Raw genomic sequence first — 24,709 nt, 5'->3', positions numbered from 1 at the left:
GTCAGTATCCAGTTTTAAAAAACTGAATACTGTTTGACTAACAACTATTTTTTTACTCTTCTAATCTAATGTCTAGTCCTAAACCTTTCAATTCATGCATAAGTACGTTGAATGATTCTGGTAAACCAGGTTCAGGCATTGGCTCTCCTTTAACAATACTTTCGTATGTTTTAGCGCGTCCAATGACATCATCAGATTTAACTGTCAATATTTCTCTTAATGTTGCAGACGCACCATAAGCTTCTAGTGCCCAAACTTCCATTTCTCCAAAACGCTGACCACCAAATTGTGCTTTACCACCAAGTGGTTGTTGCGTAATTAATGAGTACGGTCCAATAGAACGTGCGTGCATTTTATCGTCAACCATATGACCTAGTTTCAGCATGTAGATAACACCTACGGTTGCTGGTTGATCAAATCGGTTTCCTGTTCCACCATCGTATAAATAGGTATGTCCAAATCTTGGAATTCCAGCTTCATCTGTAAATTCATTAATTTGATCTAGGGTTGCACCATCAAAAATAGGTGTTGCATATGTACGGTTTAATTTTTGACCAGCCCAACCAAGAACTGTTTCATAAATCTGACCGATGTTCATACGAGATGGTACACCAAGTGGATTTAAAACAATATCAACAGGTGTTCCGTCTTCAAGGAATGGCATATCTTCTTGACGAACAATACGCGCAACAATACCTTTATTACCATGACGACCTGCCATTTTATCACCTACTTTAAGTTTACGTTTTTTAGCAATGTAAACTTTAGCAAGTTTGATAATACCAGCTGGTAATTCATCACCTACAGAAATTGTAAACTTCTCACGACGCAAAGAACCTTGCAAGTCGTTTTCTTTAATTTTGTAGTTATGGATTAAATCAGCTACTAATTTATTAGTGTAATCATCTGTTGTCCAAGACCCAGATGTAAGGTGCGTGTAATCATCTACAGCATTTAACATTTTAAGTGTATATTTTTTACCTTTTGGTAAAACTTCTTCACCTAAATCATTATAAACACCTTGAGCTGTTTTACCGCTTACAATGTTAAAAAGTTTTTCAACTAAAATATCTTGTAAATCGTCAAACTTTTTAAAATATAATGCTTCTAATGCAGCAATATCTTCTTTATCTTGAGCTCTCTTGCGCTTATCTTTAACCGCACGAGCAAATAATTTTTTATCAATTACAACACCATTTAATGAAGGAGATGCTTTTAATGATGCATCTTTAACATCACCTGCTTTATCTCCAAAAATAGCACGTAGTAATTTTTCTTCAGGTGTTGGATCGGATTCTCCTTTTGGTGTAATTTTACCAATAAGAATATCACCAGGTTTTACTTCTGCTCCAACACGAATCATACCATGTTCATCCAAATCTTTAGTCGCTTCTTCTGAAACGTTAGGAATATCATTAGTCAATTCTTCGTTACCTAATTTAGTATCACGAACTTCTAATGAATATTCATCAATATGAATGGATGTAAATACATCATTTCTAACCACTTCTTCAGAAATTACAATTGCATCCTCAAAGTTATACCCTTTCCAAGGCATAAAGGCTACTTTCATATTTCGTCCTAAAGCTAATTCTCCTTTTTGCGTGGCATAACCTTCACAAAGAACTTGACCTTTCTTAATTTTATCACCTTTTTGAACAATTGGTTTTAAATTAATAGATGTTCCTTGGTTTGTTTTTCTGAACTTAACAAGTGGATATGTTTTTGTCTCACTATCAAAGCTTACTTTGGCTTCGTCTTCTGTTCTATCGTATTTGATAGTAATTTCGTTAGCATCAACATATTCTACAACACCGCTTCCTTCTGCGTTTATTAAAACACGAGAATCCGATGCTACTTGTCTTTCTAATCCTGTTCCAACAATTGGTGCTTGCGGACGTAATAATGGTACGGCCTGACGCATCATGTTAGATCCCATTAATGCACGGTTAGCATCATCATGCTCCAAGAATGGAATAAGTGAAGCCGAAATAGATGCAATTTGGTTTGGTGCAACATCTGTATAATCTACTTTGGTAGGTTCAATAACTGGGAAGTCACCTTCCATACGAGCAATAACCTTATCATGTAAAATTTTACCATTGTCGTCAACCTTAACAGTTGCTTGTGCAATTAACTTTTCTTCTTCTTCTTCAGCACTTAAATATGTAGGTGTGCTCTTAATATCTACAACTCCATCTGTTACTTTACGGTATGGTGTTTCAATGAATCCCATAGAATTCACTTTAGCAAATACAGAAAGTGAAGAAATTAAACCAATGTTTGGTCCTTCAGGTGTTTCAATTGGACATAAACGTCCATAGTGTGTGTAGTGAACGTCACGAACCTCAAAACCTGCACGCTCTCTTGATAAACCTCCTGGTCCTAATGCTGATAGACGACGCTTGTGCGTAATTTCGGCAAGAGGATTGGTTTGATCCATAAATTGCGATAACTGGTTGGTGCCAAAGAAAGAATTAATAACCGACGATAAAGTCTTGGCATTAATTAAATCGATAGGCGTAAATACTTCGTTATCACGCACATTCATACGCTCACGGATAGTACGTGCCATACGTGCTAAACCAACACCAAATTGTTGAGATAATTGCTCACCTACTGTACGTACACGACGATTAGATAAGTGGTCAATATCATCAATCTCCGCTTTAGAGTTGATAAGCTCTATTAAATATTTAATGATAGTAATGATATCTTCTTTAGTAAGCACTTGCTTATCCATTCCAATATCAAGACCTAATTTTTTGTTCATTCTATAACGACCTACTTCTCCTAAAGAGTAACGTTGATCTGAAAAGAATAATTTATCAATTATACCTCGAGCTGTTTCCTCATCTGGCGGTTCAGCATTACGTAATTGACGGTATATATGTTCAACAGCCTCTTTTTCAGAGTTTGTTGGATCTTTTTGTAAGGTATTGTGAATAATTGCGTAATCTCCTTGTTGAGCACTTTCTTTGTGTAATAGAATTGTTTTTACACTTGTTTCAAGAATTTCTTCAATATTATCTTTATCTAGAACGGTATCACGATCTAATACTATCTCGTTACGTTCAATTGATACTACTTCACCAGTATCTTCATCAACAAAATCCTCATGCCATGTGTTAAGCACACGTGCTGCAAGCTTACGACCTAATACTTTTTTAAGTCCAGCTTTAGAAACCTTAATCTCTTCTGCAAGGTCAAAAATTTCTAAAATATCTTTATCACGTTCAAAACCAATGGCTCTGAATAACGTAGTTACAGGTAATTTTTTCTTACGATCGATATACGCATACATCACTTGATTGATGTCTGTTGCGAATTCAATCCATGACCCTTTAAACGGAATAACTCTGGCCGAATATAATTTTGTTCCATTGGCATGGAATGATTGACCAAAGAATACACCTGGTGACCTGTGTAACTGTGATACAACTACACGCTCTGCACCATTGATACAAAAAGTACCAGAAGGTGTCATGTAAGGAATTGTTCCTAAATACACATCTTGAACAATGGTCTCGAAATCCTCATGTTCAGGGTCTGTACAGTACAATTTAAGTCTAGCCTTAAGCGGTACGCTGTATGTAAGTCCGCGTTCTATACATTCTTCTATAGTATAACGTGGTGGATCAATAAAGTAATCTAAAAATTCTAAAACAAATTGATTACGTGTGTCTGTAATTGGGAAGTTTTCCAAAAAGGTGTTGTATAAACCTTCGTCTCCTCTTTCTTCAGATTTAGTTTCTAGCTGGAAAAAATCCTGGAAGGATTTTATCTGAATATCCATAAAGTCAGGATATTCTGTTCTATTAATAATAGACGAGAAATTTAATCTTTCAGCTTGTTTTGCTAACATCAATGGGCGGAATTTTGATTAAAAAAAATAAAATAGCGTATGTAACGATTATATACGCAAAATGGTCTAGGCCTAAAAGTGTTCACTTCAGACCTAAACCGTAATGTTTTTGAGTGCTTAAATTACTTAAGCTCAACCTCTGCTCCTGCTTCCTCTAATTGAGTTTTAAGAGCTTCTGCTTCATCTTTAGAAACACCTTCTTTGATAGGGCTTGGAGCACCATCAACTAATTCTTTAGCTTCTTTTAATCCTAAACCAGTTAATTCTTTAACTAATTTTACAACTGCTAATTTAGAACCACCAGCCGCTTTAAGGATTACATCAAATTCAGTTTGCTCTTCAGCAGCGTCTCCACCACCAGCAGCAGGACCAGCCATAGCTACAGCAGCAGCTGCAGGCTCGATACCATACTCATCTTTTAATATAGTTGCTAATTCGTTAACTTCTTTTACTGTTAAGTTTACTAATTGTTCTGCGAAATCTTTTAAATCTGCCATTTTTCTATCGTTTTAATAAATTTTTAATAATAATATAATTGTAATTAAGTGCGTACTATTTAATACTATCCTTCTTTTTCAGATAGTGTTTTCATAATTCCTGCTAATTTACCACCACTTGATTTAAGTGCTGAAATAACATTTTTAGCTGGAGATTGTAATAAGCCAATAATATCACCAATAACTTCTTCTTTAGATTTAATGTTTACTAAAGCGTCTAGGTTTTCGTCACCAATGTAAATAGCTTCCTCAATAAATGCGCCTTTTAAAAGAGGCATAGATGATTTTTTACGGAAGTTTTGAATTACTTTGGCAGGTGCATTACCAACTTCAGAGTACATGATAGAGGTATTTCCTTTTAATGTTGAAGGAAGGTTACCAAAATCTTTATCTGATGCCTCCATTGCTTTTTCAAGCAAGGTATTTTTAACTACGGCCAATTTTATATTTGCCTTAAAACAAGCACGACGTAAATCTGATGTCGATCCTGCATTTAATCCGGAAATATCTGCTAAATAAATAATAGTATTATTGGCTAATTGCGCAGTTAATTCTTCGATTACTTGTGATTTTTCTTCTCTAGTCATAATAAAAGTTTTAAACTACTTAACCAATTTTAGTTTCTACAGCTAAACTTGGGCTCATGGTACTAGACATATAGATGCTTTTCACATAAACTCCTTTAGCAGCAGTTGGCTTAAGTTTCATTATTGTTTGTAATAATTCGTTTGCATTGCCTGCAATTTTATCAGCACTGAAAGATGCTTTTCCAATTGATGCGTGTACAATTCCTGTTTTATCAACTTTAAAGTCAATTTTACCAGATTTCACATCGCTAACAGCTTTACCAATGTCCATTGTTACTGTACCTGTTTTAGGGTTAGGCATTAAACCACGAGGACCTAATACACGTCCTAGAGGACCTAATTTACCCATAACACTAGGCATTGTTACAATAACATCTACGTTTGTCCAACCACCTTTAATTTTATCAAGGTACTCATCTAAACCTACATAGTCTGCACCAGCTTCTTTAGCTTCTGCCTCTTTATCTGGTGTTACTAATGCTAAAACTTTTACGTCTTTACCAGTACCATGTGGAAGGGTTACAACCCCTCTTACCATTTGATTTGCTTTTCTTGGGTCTACTCCTAAACGGATAGCCAAATCAACAGATGCATCAAACTTGGTATTGGTTATTTCTTTTATTAACGCTGAAGCTTCATCGATAGAGTAAACTCTTCCTTTTTCGATTTTTGCTACAGCTTCTTTTTGTTTCTTTGTTAATCTTGCCATTTTACAATTTTTTTAGATTAATTAGGGGCAGTACCACCTTTAACAGTTATACCCATTGATCTAGCAGTACCTGCAACCATTGTCATGGCAGCTTCAATTGTAAATGCATTTAAATCTTGCATTTTATCTTCAGCTATGGTTCTAACCTGATCCCAAGAAACTTTTGCTACTTTTTTAATGTGTGGTTCTCCTGAACCCTTTTTAAGTTTGGCCGCTTCTAATAATTGTACAGCTGCAGGAGGTGTTTTGATAACAAAGTCAAATGATTTGTCTTTGTATACCATAATAACCACTGGTAAAACTTTACCAGGTCTATCTTGTGTTCTAGCATTAAACTGCTTACAGAACTCCATGATATTAACTCCAGCGGCACCTAAAGCGGGTCCAACCGGTGGCGACGGATTCGCTGCACCTCCCCTTACTTGTAGTTTAACTACTTTACTTAACTCTTTTGCCATTTTTAATAATTTAGTTTTGTTGCAATCTTATTTGAATGAAGCTTAAGATTACACGTTATGTTTGTAACAATTATTATACTTTTTCTACTTGCATATAGCTTAACTCTAATGGTGTTTTTCTTCCGAAAATTTTCACCATAACTTCAAGCTTACGCTTTTCTTCATTAATTTTTTCGATAGTTCCATCAAATCCATTAAATGGCCCATCAATAACTTTAACTGTTTCGCCAATATTAAACGGGATAGCCACATTTGTATCAGCTTCTAATGATAACTCATCAACTTTTCCTAACATTCTGTTAACTTCAGACTGTCTTAACGGCACAGGATCTCCTCCTTTTGTTTCTCCTAAAAAACCAATAACATTTGTTACCGATTTAATAATATGAGGAATTTCTCCTGTTAAGTTGGCTTTTATCATGATGTAACCTGGGAAATAAACTTTTTCTTTGTTTGTTTTCTTACCGTTACGTATTTGGATTACTGTTTCCGTTGGAACTAAAACCTGCTCAACAAAATCCTCATATCCTAATCGTGCAATTTCAGTTTCTATGTAAGCTTTAATTTTGTTTTCTTGACCACTTACAGCTCTAACGACATACCACTTTTTTTCATTTCCTTCAGACATAAAATTTTATTTTAACCGTTAATCCAATGAAAGTAAAATCCTATTGCTTTGCTGAACACTGTATCAATTCCCCAAATAGCTAGTGAAAAAATGATAGAGAACACCGCTACTAAAACCGTTAACTTTTGTCCTTCTGCCCATGTAGGCCAAGTAACATTGTTTTTCAGTTCTCCAAATGATTCTTTTATATAGTTTGCAATTCCAGCCATTGTTTAATATGTTTTTAATTTTTAAGAAGCAATCATAAAATGCATACTTCATAAATTGCACGGGTTGAGAGACTCGAACTCCCGACACCTGGTTTTGGAGACCAGTGCTCTACCAACTGAGCTAAACCCGTAAATACAAGTCAAGGTATTCCGAAAAAACGAAATACCTTAACTCTATATTTATTAGATAATAATAATTAATCTAAAATTTCAGTTACCTGACCTGCACCAACTGTTCTACCTCCTTCACGAATAGCGAAACGTAGACCAACATTCATTGCAATTGGTTGAATTAACTCAACGTGGATTGTTAAGTTATCTCCAGGCATAACCATCTCAACACCTTCAGGTAAAGCAATGTTACCAGTTACATCCGTTGTACGAACGTAAAATTGTGGACGGTAGTTATTGTGGAATGGTGTATGACGACCACCTTCTTCTTTTTTCAAGATATAAACCTCAGCTTTAAATTTAGCATGTGGTGTTACAGAACCTGGCTTACAGATTACCATACCTCTAGAGATTTGAGTTTTCTCAATACCTCTTAATAAGATACCTGCATTATCACCAGCTTCACCTCTATCAAGAATTTGACGGAACATTTCAATACCAGTAATTGTAGAGTTTATTTTTCCAGCACCCATACCAATGATTTCAACTGGGTCACCTGTATTAGCAACACCTGTTTCAATACGACCAGTAGCAACAGTACCACGACCAGTAATTGAGAATACATCTTCAATAGGCATTAAGAAAGGCTTATCCATATCACGAGTAGGCTCTTCGATCCAGTTATCAACAGCTTCCATTAATTCAAGAACTGTATCAACCCATTTTTGCTCACCATTTAAAGCACCTAATGCAGAACCAGCAATAACAGGTCCATTATCACCATCGTACTCATAGAAAGAAAGCAAATCTCTAACTTCCATGTCAACTAACTCAATTAATTCTTCATCATCAACCATATCCACTTTATTCATGAATACAACAATACGAGGAATACCTACCTGACGACCTAATAAAATGTGCTCACGTGTTTGTGGCATAGGACCATCTGTTGCAGCAACAACTAATATAGCGCCATCCATTTGAGCAGCACCTGTTACCATGTTTTTTACGTAATCCGCGTGACCTGGACAGTCAACGTGTGCATAGTGACGATTTTGCGTCGCGTATTCTACGTGTGAAGTGTTAATTGTAATACCTCTTTCTTTCTCTTCTGGAGCGTTATCAATTTGATCAAATGATCTTGCTTCTGAAAAACCTGCATCAGCTAATACTTTAGTAATAGCAGCAGTTAAAGTTGTTTTACCGTGATCTACGTGTCCAATAGTACCTATGTTAAGGTGTGGTTTTGAACGATCGAAAGTTGCCTTTGCCATGTTTAATTTATTTTAATCTTATTTATATTAGTACTTAATTATTCAATTTTTTTAAAGAGCCAATGACGGGAATTGAACCCGTGGCCTCTTCCTTACCAAGGAAACGCTCTACCCCTGAGCTACACCGGCGTTTTTTCAGGTTTAAAGTTTTAGGTTTAAAGTTTCAGATTAAAATCCTAGCTAAAAGAACTCAAAACTTGCAGTCTCTAGCATCGTCAATTAATTCCAAAACATTTGAAAAACGACACTTTAAACTTGCAACTCATTTAGAGCGAGAGACCGGGTTCGAACCGGCGACATTCAGCTTGGAAGGCTGACGCTCTACCAACTGAGCTACTCTCGCATTTTATAACTGCTTTACCAGTTAATGGTTTTCAATATTTCAAATTTTCATGTTTTGTTGGATTGCCAACTTTGTTGGCGGTCCGTAAGAATGACTCCTTACATAAACTTTTAAAACACAGTTTTACAAAATAAATTTCTAACAACTACTATTTAAAAATTTCGTGGGGAGAGCAGGATTCGAACCTGCGAAGACGTAGTCAGCAGATTTACAGTCTGCCCTCGTTGGCCGCTTGAGTATCTCCCCAATCACTTTAATTCAATATTTCAAAAAAAACTTTTTTTTGAGCCGATGGAGGGACTCGAACCCACGACCTGCTGATTACAAATCAGCTGCTCTAGCCAGCTGAGCTACATCGGCTTTTTAGCATCTTTTCCGAGCTAAAAAAAAGCCCGCTATTTCTAACGGACTGCAAATGTATAGAATTATTTTTTTATTCAAAACATTTTTTCAAAAATTTTATCATAAATGTGATCTTAATTTTTCTTTTCGCTTCTTTAGTTGACGTTCTAGTGAGGCTACAGCCGTATCTACACCTTCTTCAAATGTTTTGCATTGCTTTTTGACAACAAAACTATCTCCTGGAACATTTACCCGTGCTTCAAAAATTTTGTTCGCCTTATCACTCGTGTTTTCTACTTTTAAATAAACATCTGATTGTATAACTTTATCGTAATATAAATCTAACTTGTCCATGCGCTTCTGAATGAAGTTTAACAATTTCTGATCTGCATTAAAATTAACGGATTGGGTGTTTACTTTCATACGGTTCTATTTTTAATATTAAACAATCAATTTTGCTGTTATTTTTCCTGACCTCGAGGATGCGCTTTTAGGTACACTTTTTTTAATTCGGATATACTATTATGTGTATATATTTGTGTAGCAGCTAAACTAGAATGACCAAGTAATTCTTTTACAGCATTTAAATCGGCACCTTGATTTAGTAAATGAGTGGCAAATGAATGCCTTAAAATATGTGGACTCTTTTTAACTTTTGAAGATGCTAAACTAAAATAATCATTTATTATTCGGTAGACAAGCGTTTCATAAATTTTAACGCCTTTTTGGGTTAAAAAGAAATGGTTAGTATCCACTATAATTTCTAACGTCTTCCTAACTTCTAAATACTGCATAATTGTTTTCATTACAGAATCCAATAATGGAATAATGCGCTCCTTATTTCGCTTACCTAAAACCTTTAAGGTTTGATTGGATGTATCTATTTGATTCAATTGAATTTCTACTAATTCAATCCGACGAATTCCTGTAGAATAAAAAAGTTCAATAATCAGTTTATTCCTTATACCTTCAAAACTAGTATCGAAATTTAATTCATCTAAAACAGAAGCAATTTCAACTTCCGAAAATGGAATTTGTATTTTTTTACTTGTTTTTAGGGCTTTATGTTTAGAAAGCGGATTCATTTCAATATCACCCAGTTTTAATTGAAATTTGTAAAAGGAATTTAATGCAGAAACTTTTCTGTTTATAGATCGGTTACTCAATTTAGAATCTACCAAACTAACAATCCAATTCCTGATTTCTGGATAATTAACAGATAACATATCATTAGATTGATAGGTTTCTGATAAAAAAGTGAGAAAATCATTTAAATCTTTTTCATAGGCTTTCACAGTTAGCTTGGAATAGTGTTTTTCCAAAAGCAAATAATCAAGAAAAGGTTTCAATGACATGTTAATATGAATTATATGGTGGTATGCATTTTTATTAATTGCTTACAGGTAAATCTACAAAGATTAATTGGTATTTAAATTTAAAGCAAAAAAAATCCTGCATGATTGCAGGATTTTTGTTATTATCATTTTTAAGATTAGATATTCTCTTGATCTCTTAAACGCTGTATGTACTGGGCTTTCTGAATTTGAGCTCTGTGCTCTACTGAAGGCTTTGTAAACTGCTTGCGCGCATTTAAAGCACGTTTTGTTCCTGTTTTATCAAACTTTCGTTTGTAACGTTTTAGCGCTCTATCTATATTTTCTCCTTCTTTAATTGGTATAATTAACATAGTTCTTAACCTCCTCTCTTTTAGAATTTTCAGGATGCAAAAATACTAACAATTTTAAATTGCGCAATAAAAAAATAAAAAAATGTAAACTTTAATTTAAAGTTTAAAAATGAATTCTGATTGTGAAATTTAGAGGTCATTCTTTAAACAAAGCGTAACGCTTGGTTAAATCTTGGATGAGTTTTTCTTCTTCTTTGCTTTCCAATAGGGTATTGTAGTTCTTCCAAAATTCTTTATCATAAGGTTTTGGCGAAAACAAATCGGCATCCCATGGCTGCGACAAGACTGTCTTTACTTGCGTATCATCGGTAATAATTTCGGTGAACAGAATTTCTTGAACCGTATAGTAATAGCGCTCGTCTTTATTGATTGCCGATTCGTCAATTTCAGTTTTAGGATCATCAATAGCAACGCCTACATTAACCAATTTTGGCGTTTCATAGTACACATAATTTAAATACATTTTATCCTGATACTCCTTGTAAGTTAAAACCAATTTATGCGTTATATCTGTATCATACAATGTTTTACTTCTGCTACGCTGTGCTTTGGAGGCTGCAACCAATTCATATTCAATTTTTTTAATGGCATAAGTATCCCAATAAATATAAATCCAGCCTTTTGGATGATAGCCATCATTAAAAATTCCAGGCGTTTCTAAATTTACATATTCAAAACTTTCTGAAATTTTAATTTTGTATATTTTTCTATCGTTTTCTACAAGAATTGTATCTAATTCAAATTGGTGTTTGCTCATGATATCTTCACCAAATAATGCACGTGAACTTCCTGAATTACGCACCATATTCAATTTTCCTTGGAATAAGGTTTCCAGTCCGTTGGTTCGATTATCATTCCATTTTATAGCTTTTACTAAAGAACGCTTTTGGATAGTGTCTCGTTTTAAATTATTTTTTGAAAACCTGATGTTCTTGTTCTTAAATTTTAAATACGATGTGTATGCCAATAAACTATCTACATCTCTTAAATCATAACTTTTTCTTACTTGGTCGACATTAATTTTAAGATTTTCTGCCGTGTTGGTCATATAACTAGAGTCGTATAAAGTAATAGCACTTTCAATGAGCCATTTGAATTCTTTTTTATTACGCTCTTTATGACGCATAAAGCCTTTTTGTAAATAGGATGAATCTGGTAGATTTTCTGGTAGTTCTTCTATAGCACGCATAACTATATCCTTACCGGTTTTTGGTCTAGTTTCTGCCACTAACAATACTTCATCTAAAGATGCTACGTCTTCATCTAAATAAATTTCAAAAGCAGCATCAAACTCATCTACAGGAATTTTATAGCTTTTAAAACCTATGGATGATACTATCAACGTGTCTTTTTTATACTTGTTTGGAACGGTTAATAAAAATTTACCATCAGCGTTTGTTACGGTTCCAATAGTGGTATTTTTAATGTAAACGCTGGCGCTTTCTATAGGCTGAAAGGTACTCCCTTCCAAAACCGTGTTTGTTAACTCGGTTTGAGCTGAAGCACATGTTCCAATTACAATTAGGAAGACACTTAAAATGTAGGTTTTCAAACGATTTGTCATTTAAAATTTATTTACTTAATGCTGACTTATAGTCTTTTGCCGATAATGTCATTTTGCGGCAATTTCTTTTAGCCTATTTCACCAAAGCAACTAGGTTTTTATTTTGTAGCTGGCTTATAATCTTTTCCGTCCAAAGTCATTTTCGCGATTATTTCACGAAGAATCTCGGACGTACCACCTCCAATTGGACCTAATCTGCTATCGCGCAATAAACGCGCCATAGGATACTCTTCCATATAACCATAACCACCTAAAAACTGAAGACATTGGTAGATAACCTCATCGGCCATTTTGGTAGATTGTAATTTAGAAATTGTGGCTTCTTTTACCACGTATTCTCCTTTGTTCATTCGGTGTGTTACCGAATAATTAAACTCTTTACAAACCACCATGTGCGCATATGCATCTGAATAGGCATGACGTAAGGCTTGGAATTTATTAATACTCTTACCAAACGCATAACGTTCACTCATATATTGTTTGGCATAATCTAAAGCAAATTCAGCTCGCGCATGTGCATTGACACCCATAATTAAACGCTCAAAGGCAAAGTGTTGCATAATGTATGGGAATCCTTTGTTTTCTTCTCCCATTAAATTTTCAGCAGGAATGGTTACATTATCAAAAGCTATTTCAGCCGTATCGCTTGCACGCCACCCTAATTTATCTAATTTGGTTGCCGAAATACCAGGTGTATCACGATCCATAATAAACATACTTATCCCTTTGTTTCCTAACTCCAGATTTGTTTTAGCGGCAACTACTAGATAATCGCTATAAACACCATTTGTAATAAAAGTTTTAGATCCGTTTAGCACATAGGTATCACCTTTCTTTTCAGCAGTCGTGCGCATTCCTGCAACATCACTACCACCAAATGGTTCTGTTACACAAAGGCAACCAATCATATCTCCAGAGATACTAGCTGTTAAATATTTTTCCTTAATAGCATCACTTCCTTCAGCATTGACATGGGTCATAGCCAAATAGGCATGTGCCCACATATTAGCGGCAAAACCGCCAGAATTTACTTTTTGTAATTCTTCGAGAAAAATAATGGTATAAAATAAATCTAAATCTAATCCACCATATGCTTCTGGGTAATTAACACCAAAGAAGCCCATTTCTCCAAACTTTTTCCAAATGAAACGTTCAACCGTCCCTTCTTTCTCCCATTTTTCAATATGTGGAACTACTTCTTTCTGTAAAAAATCTTTTAAGCTCTGTCTAAACAAGTTATGCTCTTCGGTGAAGTACATAGTATTCATAAATTTTGGTTTTTTTTTATCATTATTCGAGTGTCAAATATAACGTAATTATCTCAATCTTGTTTACAGGGAAGTCTTTAACTTTCGTTAAATCGGTCAAGGATTTAAAGCCATCTAAAAGAATTCGTTGCTCGATAATGTTGTGGGCTACTTCGTAATCTATGTATTGAATAGTAACTAACTCGTCTCGTGTAGCTGTATTTATATTGTAGCGGGTAATGGGTTTTGGTGTTTTCACGGTAAATTGCTCTAAAACGTTTTCAATGACTTCAGGTGACAGTCCATAAACTTGTGTCAGCTCTACATCCGCTATGAATTGACCACCTATCTTTTCACGGTAAGAAACAATACGTTCTGATAAGGCATCACCAATACCGTAAACCCGTTTTAATTGTGAAGCAGTTGCCGTATTTAAATCTATTTTTTCTGAAAAAGATTTAGGTTTAGTATGATAACTATTCGCTTTAAAAGATTTTGGCTTCGGATTAGTAACCCATTCTGGGAATTTAAAATTTGGTGATAGTATAGCCAAAAGCGAATCAGACACCTTCGTGACTTGTTGAAATTCCGTAGCCGAATTTACCCATTTATTTGTTGCTCTGTATGCATGAAGTCGGTCAATTTCTTCAACACTCATACCTAGTGTATATCCCTTGTAATCGGTAATGTAATTTGGGTTAAATGGAAACACTTTAAATTTAGTGTTTTCTATCTGAACAAGTTTTAAGGAATCTATTTCTTGTTGAAGTCGCGTATTAACAATTCTCTTTTTATCATATACATCTAATTTCTTGTTATAGAAATAAAATAAAACTTGTAAAATCACCATTAAAACAACTAATAGAAAAATCCCACTTCGCTGTTTTTTAGTAAACGTGAAATGGGATTTCATAACTATAAATTTATTGGGTTACTTATTCTCCAACTTCTTATATAATTGGTTAGATTTAATTTTTTTAATGTACTCACTTAAGTCGAATTTCACTTCACTAGACATAATATAAAGTCCAATTATATTAGGGAATGACATCGCTAAAATCATCATATCTGAGAAGTCAAGAACAGCACCTAAACTTACGGACGCGCCAATAACTACAAATACTAAAAATAACATTTTATAGATAAATTCAATTTTCTTACTCTTTCCAAATAAATACGTCCAAGCTCTCATACCATAATACGACCATGAAATCATGGTTGAAAAAGCAAACAAGAATACGGCAACGGCTAACACATAAGGAAACCAAGATATTTGACTACCAAAAGCATCTGACGTTAATTGCGCACCTGCCATCCCTTCTACTTCATGCATTCCTGTAAATATTAATACTAAAGCAGTTAATGTACACACAACAACTGTATCAATAAAAGGCTCTAATAAAGCTACAAAACCTTCAGAAGGCGGATTATTGGTTTTTGCTGTACTATGTGCAATAGCAGCCGATCCAACACCTGCCTCATTAGAAAATGCGGCACGTTGAAAACCAACTATTAAAACACCTATAATACCTCCTTTTAATGCTGAAGGGCTAAATGCACCTTCATAAATTGCTGTGAAAGCAGGACCTATATTTTGAATATTCATAATAATAACGGCCAATGCTGCAATAACATAAATACTAGCCATTACTGGAACCACTCTACCTGTTACTTTTGCAATACTATTAATTCCTCCAATGATGACAACACCTACTAAAATAGCTGTTATAATCCCAAAATAAAAGCCATTGCCTTCTAACATAGGAAACTGACCTGCTAATTGCTCAAAAGATTGATTTGCTTGAAACATATTACCACCACCAAAGGAGGCACCAACAGCCAAAACAGCAAACAATCCTGCAAGCACTTTACCAAATCCTTTTAAATTGCGTTTTTCAAGTCCGTAGCGTAAATAATTCATAGGCCCACCAAATACGCGACCATCTGGTAAAATATCGCGATATTTTACGCCTAAAGTACATTCAACAAATTTAGTAGACATTCCTAAAAACCCACAAACTATCATCCAAAATGTTGCGCCTGCACCTCCTAACGAAACAGCTACCGCAACACCTGCAATATTACCTAAACCTACTGTTCCAGAAACGGCTGTAGCCAAAGCTTGAAAATGAGTTACTTGTCCTGGTGCATCCGGATCATCATACTTTCCACGAGCTAAATCAATTGCATGTCCAAACCCACGGATATTAATAAAGCCCATTCTAATTGTAAAAAATAGTGCACCAAATACGAGCCAAATAACAATAAATGAGATTGGCTTTGTTAACGGATCGCCGTTAGGGTGTGTTAAAACAATAGGCTCATCATAGGTAACTTGAGCAAAATTATGTGCGCCTTGCTCTATAACGTGCTCGGCATTATCCGAATTAAAAATAACATTTCCTTCAGCAGTTAAATGTTTTAATGTTCCTTTTGCTGACGCATTTACCGTAATATCATTTCCTAATTTATCTTGAATAATAGCTATTGGTTCATCTTTAGTTACTTTTTCTCCTTCATTTTTAAGCCATGTTTTAAGCGTATATTTATTCTCTACTTCATTTGTCCAATTTGGAATACCAATATTCTTAACATCTGCATAAACGATAGGGTCGTATATACCTATTGCTGCAAAAGGATCCCAAAAAAGTACCGAACCTAAAGCACTAACTGCCGGTGTCATGGTACCGTTAAATACTTCTGTTATAGCTTCAGTTTCTACTTTAAAAGCAGCTGTTTTACTTTCGCCAGTAGCATCTGTAACCACAACAGTATAGGAAATTCCTTCTGTTAAACCCATTGCTCTGTTAGAAGTTAAAGGCGTACTTTGGTTACTCCATCGATACGTGTAAGGCTCGACTCCGCCTGTAACTTTAAGCGTTATAACACCATCGTTTATAGTAGTTGAAGGGTTAGAAACAACCCCTTCTATTTCAAAATCTTGAGCAAACGCTAATATTGGCAGAATTACAGTAAGAATTGAAAGAAGAATTTTCTTCATAAGATTATTTATTAGTTAGTTTTTTTTAATTAGTAGGACAAGATGCTAAAAAAAATTGAGTTTTTAAAACATCTGTTGTTAAAAACAAAATTCAATTACGTGATATTGTATACCGAATTAAGCTTCATAATTTGTTCTGGTCTTCCAAGTACAATAACTTTAGAGTTGGGCATTAAGCGCTGTTCGGCCTCTGGATTAATAATATAATCGCCATTACCATCTTTATAACCTATAACATTACAACCTGTTTTTTTACGCAAATCTAAATCGCGAATGGTCCTAATTTCGGTGGTATCATAGAACTTACTTACAGCAATTTCTTCGATATTAATATTGGATTTACCAACTATAGATAAATTATCAATAAATTCAATTAAGTCTGGAACCACAACTAAAGATGCCATGTGGTCTCCGCCAATTTTATCTGGTAAAATAACATTATTAGCACCTGCTAATTTTAATTTATTATAAGAAGTTTCTTGCGATGCTCGACTAATAATAGTCATGTCTTTATTTATTTGGCGTGCAGACAATACCACAAATAAATTATCGGCATCATTAGGTAAAGCGGAAATTAACGTGGTAGCCCTGTCAATTCCTGCTTGAAAAAGAATGTCATCCTCATTAGCATTGCCATGGACAAAGGGTACCATTTCACTTTGAAATTTTTCAATTATATCTTTATTCCGCTCAATTACTACAAACGGTTTTTTATAAGTCATTAATTTATGAGCAGCCTGTTTGCCATTTCTGCCATAGCCACAAATAATTATATGACTAGAAAGATTATCAATCTTTTTTTGCATTTTCTTTTGTTTTAAATCTTCAAAATTATTTTTACTTAGAATATATTCTGTAATCACACTAATAGCATAACCAACAATAACGACACTTGTAAGAATTAGAAAAATAGTAAATACTTTAGATGCATCATCCAAGGGTCTCACTTCCCCAAACCCAACCGTTGTTACCGTTATAACCGTCATGTAAAGCGCATCAACCCAACGATAACCCGACATAAGCATAAAGCCAACGACACCAACAATAAGCAGTAAAACTAATAAAATAATAGCTGTTATTATTTTAGAACGAAAAAGGCTTAAAACAAGATTTCTCATATTTATAAATCAAAAACTGATGAACGCTTTGTAAATAATAAATCTTTAATACGCATCCAGAATGCAAAGAATAAATAAAGTGCAAAACCAAAACCTAATGTTACAAAAGTGAGATACATAAATGAGGTTCTTACCACTTTAGCACGAATACCCAAACGGTCAGCAATACGCTGGCAAACATAATACCCACGTTTTTGAAAATAATGTAAAATATTGTAAAAATAATTCATAACGCAATGTAATAATTATTTAATTATTAAGCGACTACCAACTGCACATTGCAAACATTTATTTGGGTTACAATATTGCGTCTTTAGTTGCAATAATGCTTGAGATGTATTTGCTGAATTTGGCAGGGTTTTTAACCTGTAAAATTTCTTCGTTATGGTGTTGTTTTCTGCAGGTATTTTAGTCATTAATTCTAGAAGTTCTGATATTTCATCTATTCCTTGCTTCTTATTGTAAGTAAATTTCAAAGGAACAACCGTATTGATTATTAGCAGATTAATAAAATTTTTAGTTAAAACCTTATGTGATGTTTTAGAAGTGGTTTCAAATGTGAAATGTGTTTTCCAAAATTCAGAACAACCTATTTGAAAAAGCTCGTAAAAATGCTCCAACTTTTTAATTTCCAAAATCCTAGAAAACAGCGTATCATTTTTTGTGTATAAAATTGCCAATTGAGACAAGCGTATGGTTGGAAAATTAGGTGGCCGTAACTTAAAAAACTCTGGTCGTGGCACATGACTATTATTTAGTTGATACTTATGCTTTAAATAATGATAAAGCTCAATCAAATGTAACTCATAAGGCTCGCTACTTTTAGTATTTAACAAACCTGATTGCCCTAGAAATAAGGCTTCAAGTTCATTTGGCTTGCTTTGATGTTTTCTAACAACTGAAAAATCCAGTGATTGTGCCATGCTAAAAAAAGCATCTCCATTTATGTTCAGCCCAAAGTTTTTAGCAAGCATTATAAATAAAACAGCTTCCCAATTATTTTTAGACTGCTCTAACAAATCAATAATAACCACAGATTTACGCTCCAAACGCTCTACATATAATCGTTCTAGCCAGTTTTGTAATAAAAATTCAGGGGTATCACCAAACTCATTTTCGCAATTTATCCAAGTTTGCTTTTTACTGAACAAGTGGTAATAATTATCTAGTAATTTTTTATCGATGTAGTGCTTTAGTTCTAAAGTAGCCAAAGCGGTATTATCTTTCCTAAATACGTCTGCATCATGCTCCCAAACCACATGAAGAATTACATTTTGGTAAGCTGAATCTTTTTCATGATGGTGTACATACCAATCGCTAGATTTAATATGAATTTCTACATTTCCTGCCCAAAGCTGATTATCAATTTTAAGTTGTGCAGCAAAAAAATCAGGACCAGAAAGCCGGTTATGCTGACCTGAATTTATCACAGTAATATGCTGCCCTTGAGTTGTTTTCAAATCCAAAAGCTGAAACTTTTTAAATTGCCACAAATAATGTAAAAACGCTTCTTGCATTCTTCTAATTTACATATTTTAAACCAATTTTAGTGCTCTACAAATAGTTTCGTATTTTTACAAAAACTGAAATTAAGAGAAAAAGAATCACATGATGAAAAATATTACGCTACTCTCTTTAATTTTCCTGACACAGACATCTATGACAATTTATAAATTTAATACAGATAGTAAACAAACCGATTGGTATATTCTTGATGATGTGGTAATGGGCGGAAAATCTAATGGCACGTTTAGTATTAATGAAGCTGGAAATGGGGTTTTTGAGGGAGACATATCATTAGAAAATAATGGTGGTTTTTCATCTGTAAGACATGATTGTGATATGAAAATTTCTGAAAAATTCACACATGTAAGAATCCGAATAAAAGGCGATGGTAGTCCGTTTCAATTTCGTTTAAAATCTGATAAATCTCAAAATTTCTCCTATGCTGCTTCATTTAAAACCAGCGGAAATTGGGAAACCATAGATATTGCTTTTACTGATATGTCTGCTGTTTTTCGTGGTCGCGAATTAGATCTACCTACTTTTGCAGGAAATAAAATTTCAGAAATTGGCTTTTTAATCGGTAATAAAAAGCCACAGAAATTCCAATTGGAAATTGAAAGTATTGTTTTAGTAAAGTAACTTTTCATCTGAACTTTTTAGTATCTTCACATTCATGAATAGAATAGAAATCCGACACGTAAATGTGGTGCAATATATCAATCCGTTGCGCGAAGGCGGTTCGCTTCCTGCTATAGTAAAAGCAGATGATGGCTTCTTGTATGTTTTAAAATTTAGAGGTGCTGGTCAAGGCAAAAAAGCATTGATAGCCGAATTTATTGGTGGCGAAATTGCACGCGCTATTGGTTTACATGTGCCTGAATTGGTGTTTATGAATCTAGATGATTCCTTCAGCAAAACCGAACCTGATGAGGAAATTCAAGATTTACTCAAATTTAGTGTGGGTTTAAATCTCGGACTTCACTATTTATCTAGTGCTATTACTTTTGATCCGTTAGTAACCGCTATTGATTCTTTGACCGCTTCCAAAATAGTTTTAATGGATAGCATCATTAGTAATATTGACCGAACCGCTAAAAACACCAACCTCTTAAGTTGGAATAAAGAATTATGGGTTATTGATAATGGTGCCAGTTTTTATTTTCACCATAACTGGCAAACATGGGAAAGCCATTTAACAAGAACATTTCCACTTATTAAAGATCATGTACTCTTGGAATTTGCTAAAAACTTAAACGAAGCTTCTCAATATATTACAACGCACCTCAACACGAAAAAAATTGAAGAAATTATTTCATTAATCCCAGAAGATTGGCTTGAAAGTGACGCGGATGCGTTTTCTCCAAACGACATGAGAGCAGCTTATGCAACCTATTTAAAGGCCAAACTTGCCATGATTGATAAACTCGTTAAAGAAGCTGAAGATGCTAGATAACGTTACTTTTGAATATGCCATTATAAGATTGGTTCCTAAAGTTGAACGGGAGGAATTCTTTAATATTGGTGTGATTCTTTTTTCGAAGCGGAAAAAATTTCTAGGTTTAAAGTATTGTATAGATCCTAAAAAACTAGCCGCATTTTCAAGCGAGATAGATATAGCTGAAGTTGAGAGTTATTTAAAAGCTTGGAAGTCCGTTTGCCAAGGCAATCCTTCTGGTGGCCTTATTGAAAAAATGGAAGTTTCTGATAGGTTTAGATGGTTGGCAGCTTCCAAAAGCACCATTCTTCAATGCTCCAAAACACACTCAGGACTCTGTACAAATCCAAAAGAGACCTTGGAAGGCCTCTTTGAATTGTTTGTATTATGAAATTAGGTTATTGCTTATTCAACATAACCCATTTTCTCCATCCATTCGTTGTTAAACATTTTACCAACATAACGACTGCCATGGTCATGGAACAACACAACCACTAAATCGTCTTTGGTAAAATGCTCTTTAAGCTGTAACAAACCTTTTATTGCTGCTCCAGCCGAATTCCCTAAAAACATACCTTCCTCTTTGGCTAATTTCTGGGTATAAATAGCAGCATCTTTATCGGTTACTTTAGTAAAACCATCTATAATACTGAAATCCACATTTTCTGGTAGAATATCTTCTCCGATACCTTCAGTAACATACGGGTAAATTTCTTTCTCATCAAAAATTCCTGTTTCATGGTATTTTTTAAAGACACTTCCGTAGGTATCAATTCCCCAAATTTTCACATTCGGGTTTTGCTCTTTTAAATATTTACCAACACCCGAAATAGTTCCTCCTGTTCCAACACCAACAACGAAATGCGTAATTTTTCCATCGGTTTGTTTCCAAATTTCTGGACCTGTGCTTTGGTAATGTGCTTTGGCATTACTTGGATTATCATATTGATTAACATACCAAGAATTAGGCGTTTCTTCACCCAAACGTTTGGATACGGAATAGTAACTTCGTGGATCATCTGGCTCCACATCTGTAGGACACACAACGACTTCCGCTCCAACAGCGCGAAGAATATCCATTTTTTCTTTAGACTGCTTATCTGAAATTACAAAAATACATTTGTAACCTTTTACAATAGCAGCTAACGCCAATCCCATTCCTGTATTTCCCGATGTTCCTTCTATAATAGTTCCACCAGGTTTTAAACGACCATCAGCTTCCGCATCTTCAATCATGGTTAATGCCATTCTGTCTTTAACAGAGTTTCCAGGATTAAAAGTTTCATATTTTGAAAGTACCAAACAGGGCAAATCTGCTGTTAGTTTATTTAGTTTCACCAAAGGTGTGTTACCAATAGTTTCTAGTATATTTTCTGCGTAATCCATAAGTTATTATTTCAGGTAATCGTGCTAATTAAGCTATAACGAGCACCTTTTTACATGCGTTCTTAAATTAGAATTGCAAAGGTATGATTTTGATAGGAAAGCACGAAAGTTTTTTGTTTGGGAGTGTGTTTACACAGATTGATGGAAATATGCAGTGATTCATAGAGCCGATTTTACAGATATTATGGAGATAGCTTAAAAAACTTAATGTAACTCCCTGATTACCACAAACTACCTACTACTCAAAACGAATAGCTTTAACTGGCGATATTTTAGTAATAATGTAAGAAGGAATCAACAACATGAGTAAACAAAGAATAAACGTTCCTATATTTAAAGCGGCAATATAAGTGATACTTAAGTAAACAGGTGCTTCACTTACATAATACACATTAGGATCTAACGGGAAAATTTTAAAATATTTTTGGGTTAATAGAATACCTAAACCTATGAGATTTCCCCAGAATAAGCCTAAAATTATTAAATAGGAGGCGTTGTATAAAAATATTTTCCGAATGGTCCAATTATTACTTCCCAATGCTTTTAAAATACCAATCATTTGGGTTCGTTCCAAAATAAGTACTAATAAAGCAGTAACCATATTAAAACCGGCGACTAGAATCATAATACCAATAATACCATAAATGTTTTTAACAAAAATAGTAATCCACTCAAAAATAGATTCGAATTTTTTCTCTACTGTAACCGTATTAAATTCAGGTGGTGTGTTTTGATAAACTTGCTCGCGTACAGGGTCTAGTTGCGAATAATCGTCCACAAAAAGCTCAAAATGACCTACTTGGTCTTTTTCCCATTTATTAATACGTTGCAAATGTTTGATATGCGAAATAACATAGGTTTTATCAAACTCCTGAAATCCAGAATTATAAATACCCACAATTTTGTACGGAATAATACGTGGCTGTTTGTTGTAGTCATTATTAACAAAATAGGTTTGAATGGTGTCTCCAACTGTTACATGCAACCTATTGGCTATGTATTCAGATAGTAACACATCTTCACTGTAGGCATCTGTATATTCTGGTAATTTGCCTTTAACTAGGTATTCTTGGAAATAGTCCCATTTATAATCCGTACCAACACCTTTTACAATAACGGCTTCAAAATCAGTTTCCGTTCTTATAATACCAAATTTAGTGGCTACACCCTGAATATGAGAAACACCTTTAACCGATTTGAATTCAGGATAAAAATCTTGGTCTAATGAAAGTGCCCCATCACTCTCTTGCGAATTATTATCACCAAACTTGGAAATCATTAAATGACCGTTGAAAGCCACTACTTTATCACGAATTTTTTGTTGAAGCCCTATTCCAGTGGCAATGGAAATCATCATCACAATAATACCAATAGCTATAGCAGCAATTCCAATTTTTATTATTGGTGCCGAAACGCTACTTTTATACGCTTTACTGTCAATAATGCGTTTTGCTATAAAATATTCGAAATTCAAATGATGCAATTACTTTTAAATCGATTCAAAAATACAGTTTTATTATTTGTTATGGTACTGATTTCTTGTGGAAACTTTTCACAAACAGAATCAGCTGAAAAAACAAATATGCTTCAAAAAGCAGCACATTCTAATCTTGAAACGAAAAAAGATTTAGTGGTTGGTGCTAATCAAACTAATGTCTATTTACCACTTTTAAAAGGAAAACGAATTGGCATTGTTGCCAATCAGACTTCCGTTATATTTAAAAACTCGGGACATTCAAGTTACACACATTTGGTAGATTCATTAGCGGCATTAGACTTAAACATAAAAAAAGTATTTGCGCCCGAACATGGTTTTCGCGGAACTGCTGATGCTGGCGAAGTTGTAAAAGATGGAATAGACACCAAAACCGGCTTGCCTATAATTTCACTTTATGGCGATAATAAAAAACCAAAACCTGAACAATTGGCTGATATTGATTATATAATTTTTGACATTCAAGACGTTGGTGCCCGTTTTTACACTTACATATCCTCATTACATTATGTTATGGAAGCTTGTGCAGAACAAAATATTCCGCTCTTAATTTTAGACAGACCCAATCCAAACGGTCATTATATAGATGGTCCTGTTTTAGAAATGGCTCATAAAAGTTTTGTTGGCATGCATCCAGTTCCTGTGGTTCATGGTATGACTATTGGCGAATATGCCCAAATGATAAATGGCGAAAAGTGGTTGAAAAACAACGTTAATTGTAAGCTAACTGTTATCCCTGTAAAAAATTATACGCACCAAACAGCTTATAGTTTACCCATTAAACCATCGCCAAATTTACCGAATGATGTGGCTATAAATCTGTATCCAAGTTTGTGTTTTTTTGAAGGCACCAACGTGAGTGCTGGACGAGGAACAGACAAACAGTTTCAAATTTTTGGAAGTCCATTTCTGGACAAAAAGATGTTCAATTATAATTTTGAGTTTACTCCAAAACCAAATGAAGGTTCCAAATATCCAAAACATGAAGGAAAAGTTTGTTATGGTTTGGATTTAAGCGACACGAAACCATTAAACCGATTGGATTTGAATTATTTAATTAGAGCTTACCAGGCAACACCGGATAAGGACACTTTTTTCAATAACTTTTTCATAAAATTAGCTGGAACCGATGAGTTGCAAAAACAAATTGAAACACGTCATACCGCATATGAAATTAAGAAAACATGGGTTCGTGATTTGCAAAGCTATGACACCATGCGACAGCCTTATTTAATATACCAGTAGGC

At 34.3% G+C, this 24,709-nt stretch carries 24 protein-coding genes and 5 tRNA genes; 4 read left to right on the top strand and 25 right to left on the bottom strand.

The window, feature by feature from the left end:
* Positions 1-52: 52 nt before the first annotated feature.
* The 23 genes from rpoB to BM239_RS13605 form a co-directional block, all read right to left on the bottom strand.
* A complete protein-coding gene (rpoB, locus tag BM239_RS13715) occupies positions 53-3,865 on the bottom strand; it encodes a DNA-directed RNA polymerase subunit beta (protein ID WP_092209610.1) in 3,813 nt (1,270 codons plus the stop codon).
* A 122-nt stretch (positions 3,866-3,987) separates the two neighbouring features.
* The gene (gene rplL / locus BM239_RS13710; protein WP_092209608.1) at positions 3,988-4,362 is read right to left on the bottom strand and encodes a 50S ribosomal protein L7/L12; all 375 of its coding nucleotides are present in this window, start codon (positions 4,360-4,362) and stop codon (positions 3,988-3,990) included.
* A gap of 65 nt (positions 4,363-4,427) precedes the next feature.
* Entirely contained in the window at positions 4,428-4,949 is a 522-nt protein-coding gene (gene rplJ / locus BM239_RS13705; RefSeq protein WP_092209606.1) for a 50S ribosomal protein L10, read from the bottom strand.
* 19 nt (positions 4,950-4,968) lie between these two features.
* On the bottom strand, positions 4,969-5,658 hold the full coding sequence (gene rplA, locus BM239_RS13700; protein ID WP_092209604.1) for a 50S ribosomal protein L1: 690 nt from the start codon (positions 5,656-5,658) through the stop codon (positions 4,969-4,971).
* 17 nt (positions 5,659-5,675) lie between these two features.
* Entirely contained in the window at positions 5,676-6,116 is a 441-nt protein-coding gene (rplK, locus tag BM239_RS13695) for a 50S ribosomal protein L11 (RefSeq protein WP_092209602.1), read from the bottom strand.
* A 73-nt stretch (positions 6,117-6,189) separates the two neighbouring features.
* Positions 6,190-6,744, bottom strand: a complete 555-nt coding sequence (gene nusG, locus BM239_RS13690) for a transcription termination/antitermination protein NusG (protein WP_092209600.1) — start codon at positions 6,742-6,744, stop codon at positions 6,190-6,192.
* Between the two features lie 11 nt (positions 6,745-6,755).
* Positions 6,756-6,953, bottom strand: a complete 198-nt coding sequence (gene secE, locus BM239_RS13685) for a preprotein translocase subunit SecE (protein WP_092209598.1) — start codon at positions 6,951-6,953, stop codon at positions 6,756-6,758.
* A gap of 58 nt (positions 6,954-7,011) precedes the next feature.
* Positions 7,012-7,084 (bottom strand) — tRNA-Trp (locus BM239_RS13680).
* A 66-nt stretch (positions 7,085-7,150) separates the two neighbouring features.
* Positions 7,151-8,338, bottom strand: a complete 1,188-nt coding sequence (tuf, locus tag BM239_RS13675) for an elongation factor Tu (protein WP_092209596.1) — start codon at positions 8,336-8,338, stop codon at positions 7,151-7,153.
* Positions 8,339-8,395: 57 nt separating this feature from the next.
* Positions 8,396-8,467, bottom strand: a tRNA-Thr gene (locus BM239_RS13670).
* A 141-nt stretch (positions 8,468-8,608) separates the two neighbouring features.
* Positions 8,609-8,681: transfer RNA gene (locus BM239_RS13665), tRNA-Gly, on the bottom strand.
* Positions 8,682-8,845: 164 nt separating this feature from the next.
* Positions 8,846-8,927: transfer RNA gene (locus tag BM239_RS13660), tRNA-Tyr, on the bottom strand.
* A gap of 40 nt (positions 8,928-8,967) precedes the next feature.
* Positions 8,968-9,041, bottom strand: a tRNA-Thr gene (locus BM239_RS13655).
* A gap of 102 nt (positions 9,042-9,143) precedes the next feature.
* Entirely contained in the window at positions 9,144-9,446 is a 303-nt protein-coding gene (gene hpf, locus BM239_RS13650) for a ribosome hibernation-promoting factor, HPF/YfiA family (protein WP_092209594.1), read from the bottom strand.
* Between the two features lie 38 nt (positions 9,447-9,484).
* Complete coding sequence (locus BM239_RS13645) at positions 9,485-10,378, bottom strand: tyrosine-type recombinase/integrase (protein ID WP_092209592.1); 894 nt, start codon at positions 10,376-10,378, stop codon at positions 9,485-9,487.
* A gap of 137 nt (positions 10,379-10,515) precedes the next feature.
* A complete protein-coding gene (gene rpsU, locus BM239_RS13640) occupies positions 10,516-10,710 on the bottom strand; it encodes a 30S ribosomal protein S21 (protein WP_092209590.1) in 195 nt (64 codons plus the stop codon).
* A 136-nt stretch (positions 10,711-10,846) separates the two neighbouring features.
* Entirely contained in the window at positions 10,847-12,274 is a 1,428-nt protein-coding gene (locus BM239_RS13635) for a carboxypeptidase-like regulatory domain-containing protein (protein WP_092209588.1), read from the bottom strand.
* A gap of 98 nt (positions 12,275-12,372) precedes the next feature.
* The gene (locus tag BM239_RS13630; protein ID WP_092209586.1) at positions 12,373-13,542 is read right to left on the bottom strand and encodes an acyl-CoA dehydrogenase family protein; all 1,170 of its coding nucleotides are present in this window, start codon (positions 13,540-13,542) and stop codon (positions 12,373-12,375) included.
* A 22-nt stretch (positions 13,543-13,564) separates the two neighbouring features.
* On the bottom strand, positions 13,565-14,434 hold the full coding sequence (locus BM239_RS13625; RefSeq protein ID WP_092209584.1) for a ComEA family DNA-binding protein: 870 nt from the start codon (positions 14,432-14,434) through the stop codon (positions 13,565-13,567).
* An 18-nt stretch (positions 14,435-14,452) separates the two neighbouring features.
* Positions 14,453-16,522 carry an amino acid carrier protein gene (locus tag BM239_RS13620; protein WP_092209582.1) on the bottom strand — a complete coding sequence of 690 codons (2,070 nt, stop codon included), beginning with the start codon at positions 16,520-16,522 and terminating at the stop codon, positions 14,453-14,455.
* A gap of 95 nt (positions 16,523-16,617) precedes the next feature.
* Entirely contained in the window at positions 16,618-17,640 is a 1,023-nt protein-coding gene (locus BM239_RS13615; protein WP_092209580.1) for a potassium channel family protein, read from the bottom strand.
* 2 nt (positions 17,641-17,642) lie between these two features.
* The gene (locus BM239_RS13610; RefSeq protein WP_092209578.1) at positions 17,643-17,870 is read right to left on the bottom strand and encodes a PspC domain-containing protein; all 228 of its coding nucleotides are present in this window, start codon (positions 17,868-17,870) and stop codon (positions 17,643-17,645) included.
* 15 nt (positions 17,871-17,885) lie between these two features.
* Positions 17,886-19,157, bottom strand: coding sequence for a DUF2851 family protein (locus tag BM239_RS13605; RefSeq protein ID WP_092209576.1), 1,272 nt, complete (start codon positions 19,155-19,157; stop codon positions 17,886-17,888).
* Between the two features lie 91 nt (positions 19,158-19,248).
* Between BM239_RS13605 and BM239_RS13600 the strand changes: the two genes are divergently transcribed.
* Genes BM239_RS13600 through BM239_RS13590 form a run of 3 tightly spaced genes read left to right on the top strand, consistent with a single transcriptional unit; the run spans position 19,249 to position 20,972 of the window.
* A complete protein-coding gene (locus BM239_RS13600) occupies positions 19,249-19,785 on the top strand; it encodes a CIA30 family protein (protein WP_245758245.1) in 537 nt (178 codons plus the stop codon).
* Positions 19,786-19,819: 34 nt separating this feature from the next.
* Positions 19,820-20,599 carry a HipA family kinase gene (locus BM239_RS13595; RefSeq protein WP_092209572.1) on the top strand — a complete coding sequence of 260 codons (780 nt, stop codon included), beginning with the start codon at positions 19,820-19,822 and terminating at the stop codon, positions 20,597-20,599.
* Positions 20,589-20,972 (top strand): DUF3037 domain-containing protein, encoded by a 384-nt coding sequence (locus BM239_RS13590; RefSeq protein WP_092209570.1) that lies wholly within the window; start codon positions 20,589-20,591, stop codon positions 20,970-20,972. Before BM239_RS13595 ends, BM239_RS13590 begins: the two co-directional genes overlap by 11 nt.
* A gap of 14 nt (positions 20,973-20,986) precedes the next feature.
* Here the strand turns inward: BM239_RS13590 and BM239_RS13585 are convergent, their stop codons facing one another.
* Together BM239_RS13585 and BM239_RS13580 are read right to left on the bottom strand one after the other, a co-directional pair.
* Positions 20,987-21,967 carry a PLP-dependent cysteine synthase family protein gene (locus BM239_RS13585; protein ID WP_092209568.1) on the bottom strand — a complete coding sequence of 327 codons (981 nt, stop codon included), beginning with the start codon at positions 21,965-21,967 and terminating at the stop codon, positions 20,987-20,989.
* 238 nt (positions 21,968-22,205) lie between these two features.
* The gene (locus BM239_RS13580) at positions 22,206-23,441 is read right to left on the bottom strand and encodes an ABC transporter permease (RefSeq protein WP_092209566.1); all 1,236 of its coding nucleotides are present in this window, start codon (positions 23,439-23,441) and stop codon (positions 22,206-22,208) included.
* Between BM239_RS13580 and BM239_RS13575 the strand changes: the two genes are divergently transcribed.
* A complete protein-coding gene (locus tag BM239_RS13575; RefSeq protein ID WP_177209049.1) occupies positions 23,442-24,707 on the top strand; it encodes an exo-beta-N-acetylmuramidase NamZ family protein in 1,266 nt (421 codons plus the stop codon).
* Positions 24,708-24,709 lie beyond the last annotated feature (2 nt).

This window comes from Algorimicrobium echini, from assembly GCF_900115185.1.
Lineage (GTDB): Bacteria > Bacteroidota > Bacteroidia > Flavobacteriales > Flavobacteriaceae > Algorimicrobium > Algorimicrobium echini.
This window is presented reverse-complemented; position numbering and strand designations above follow the sequence as displayed.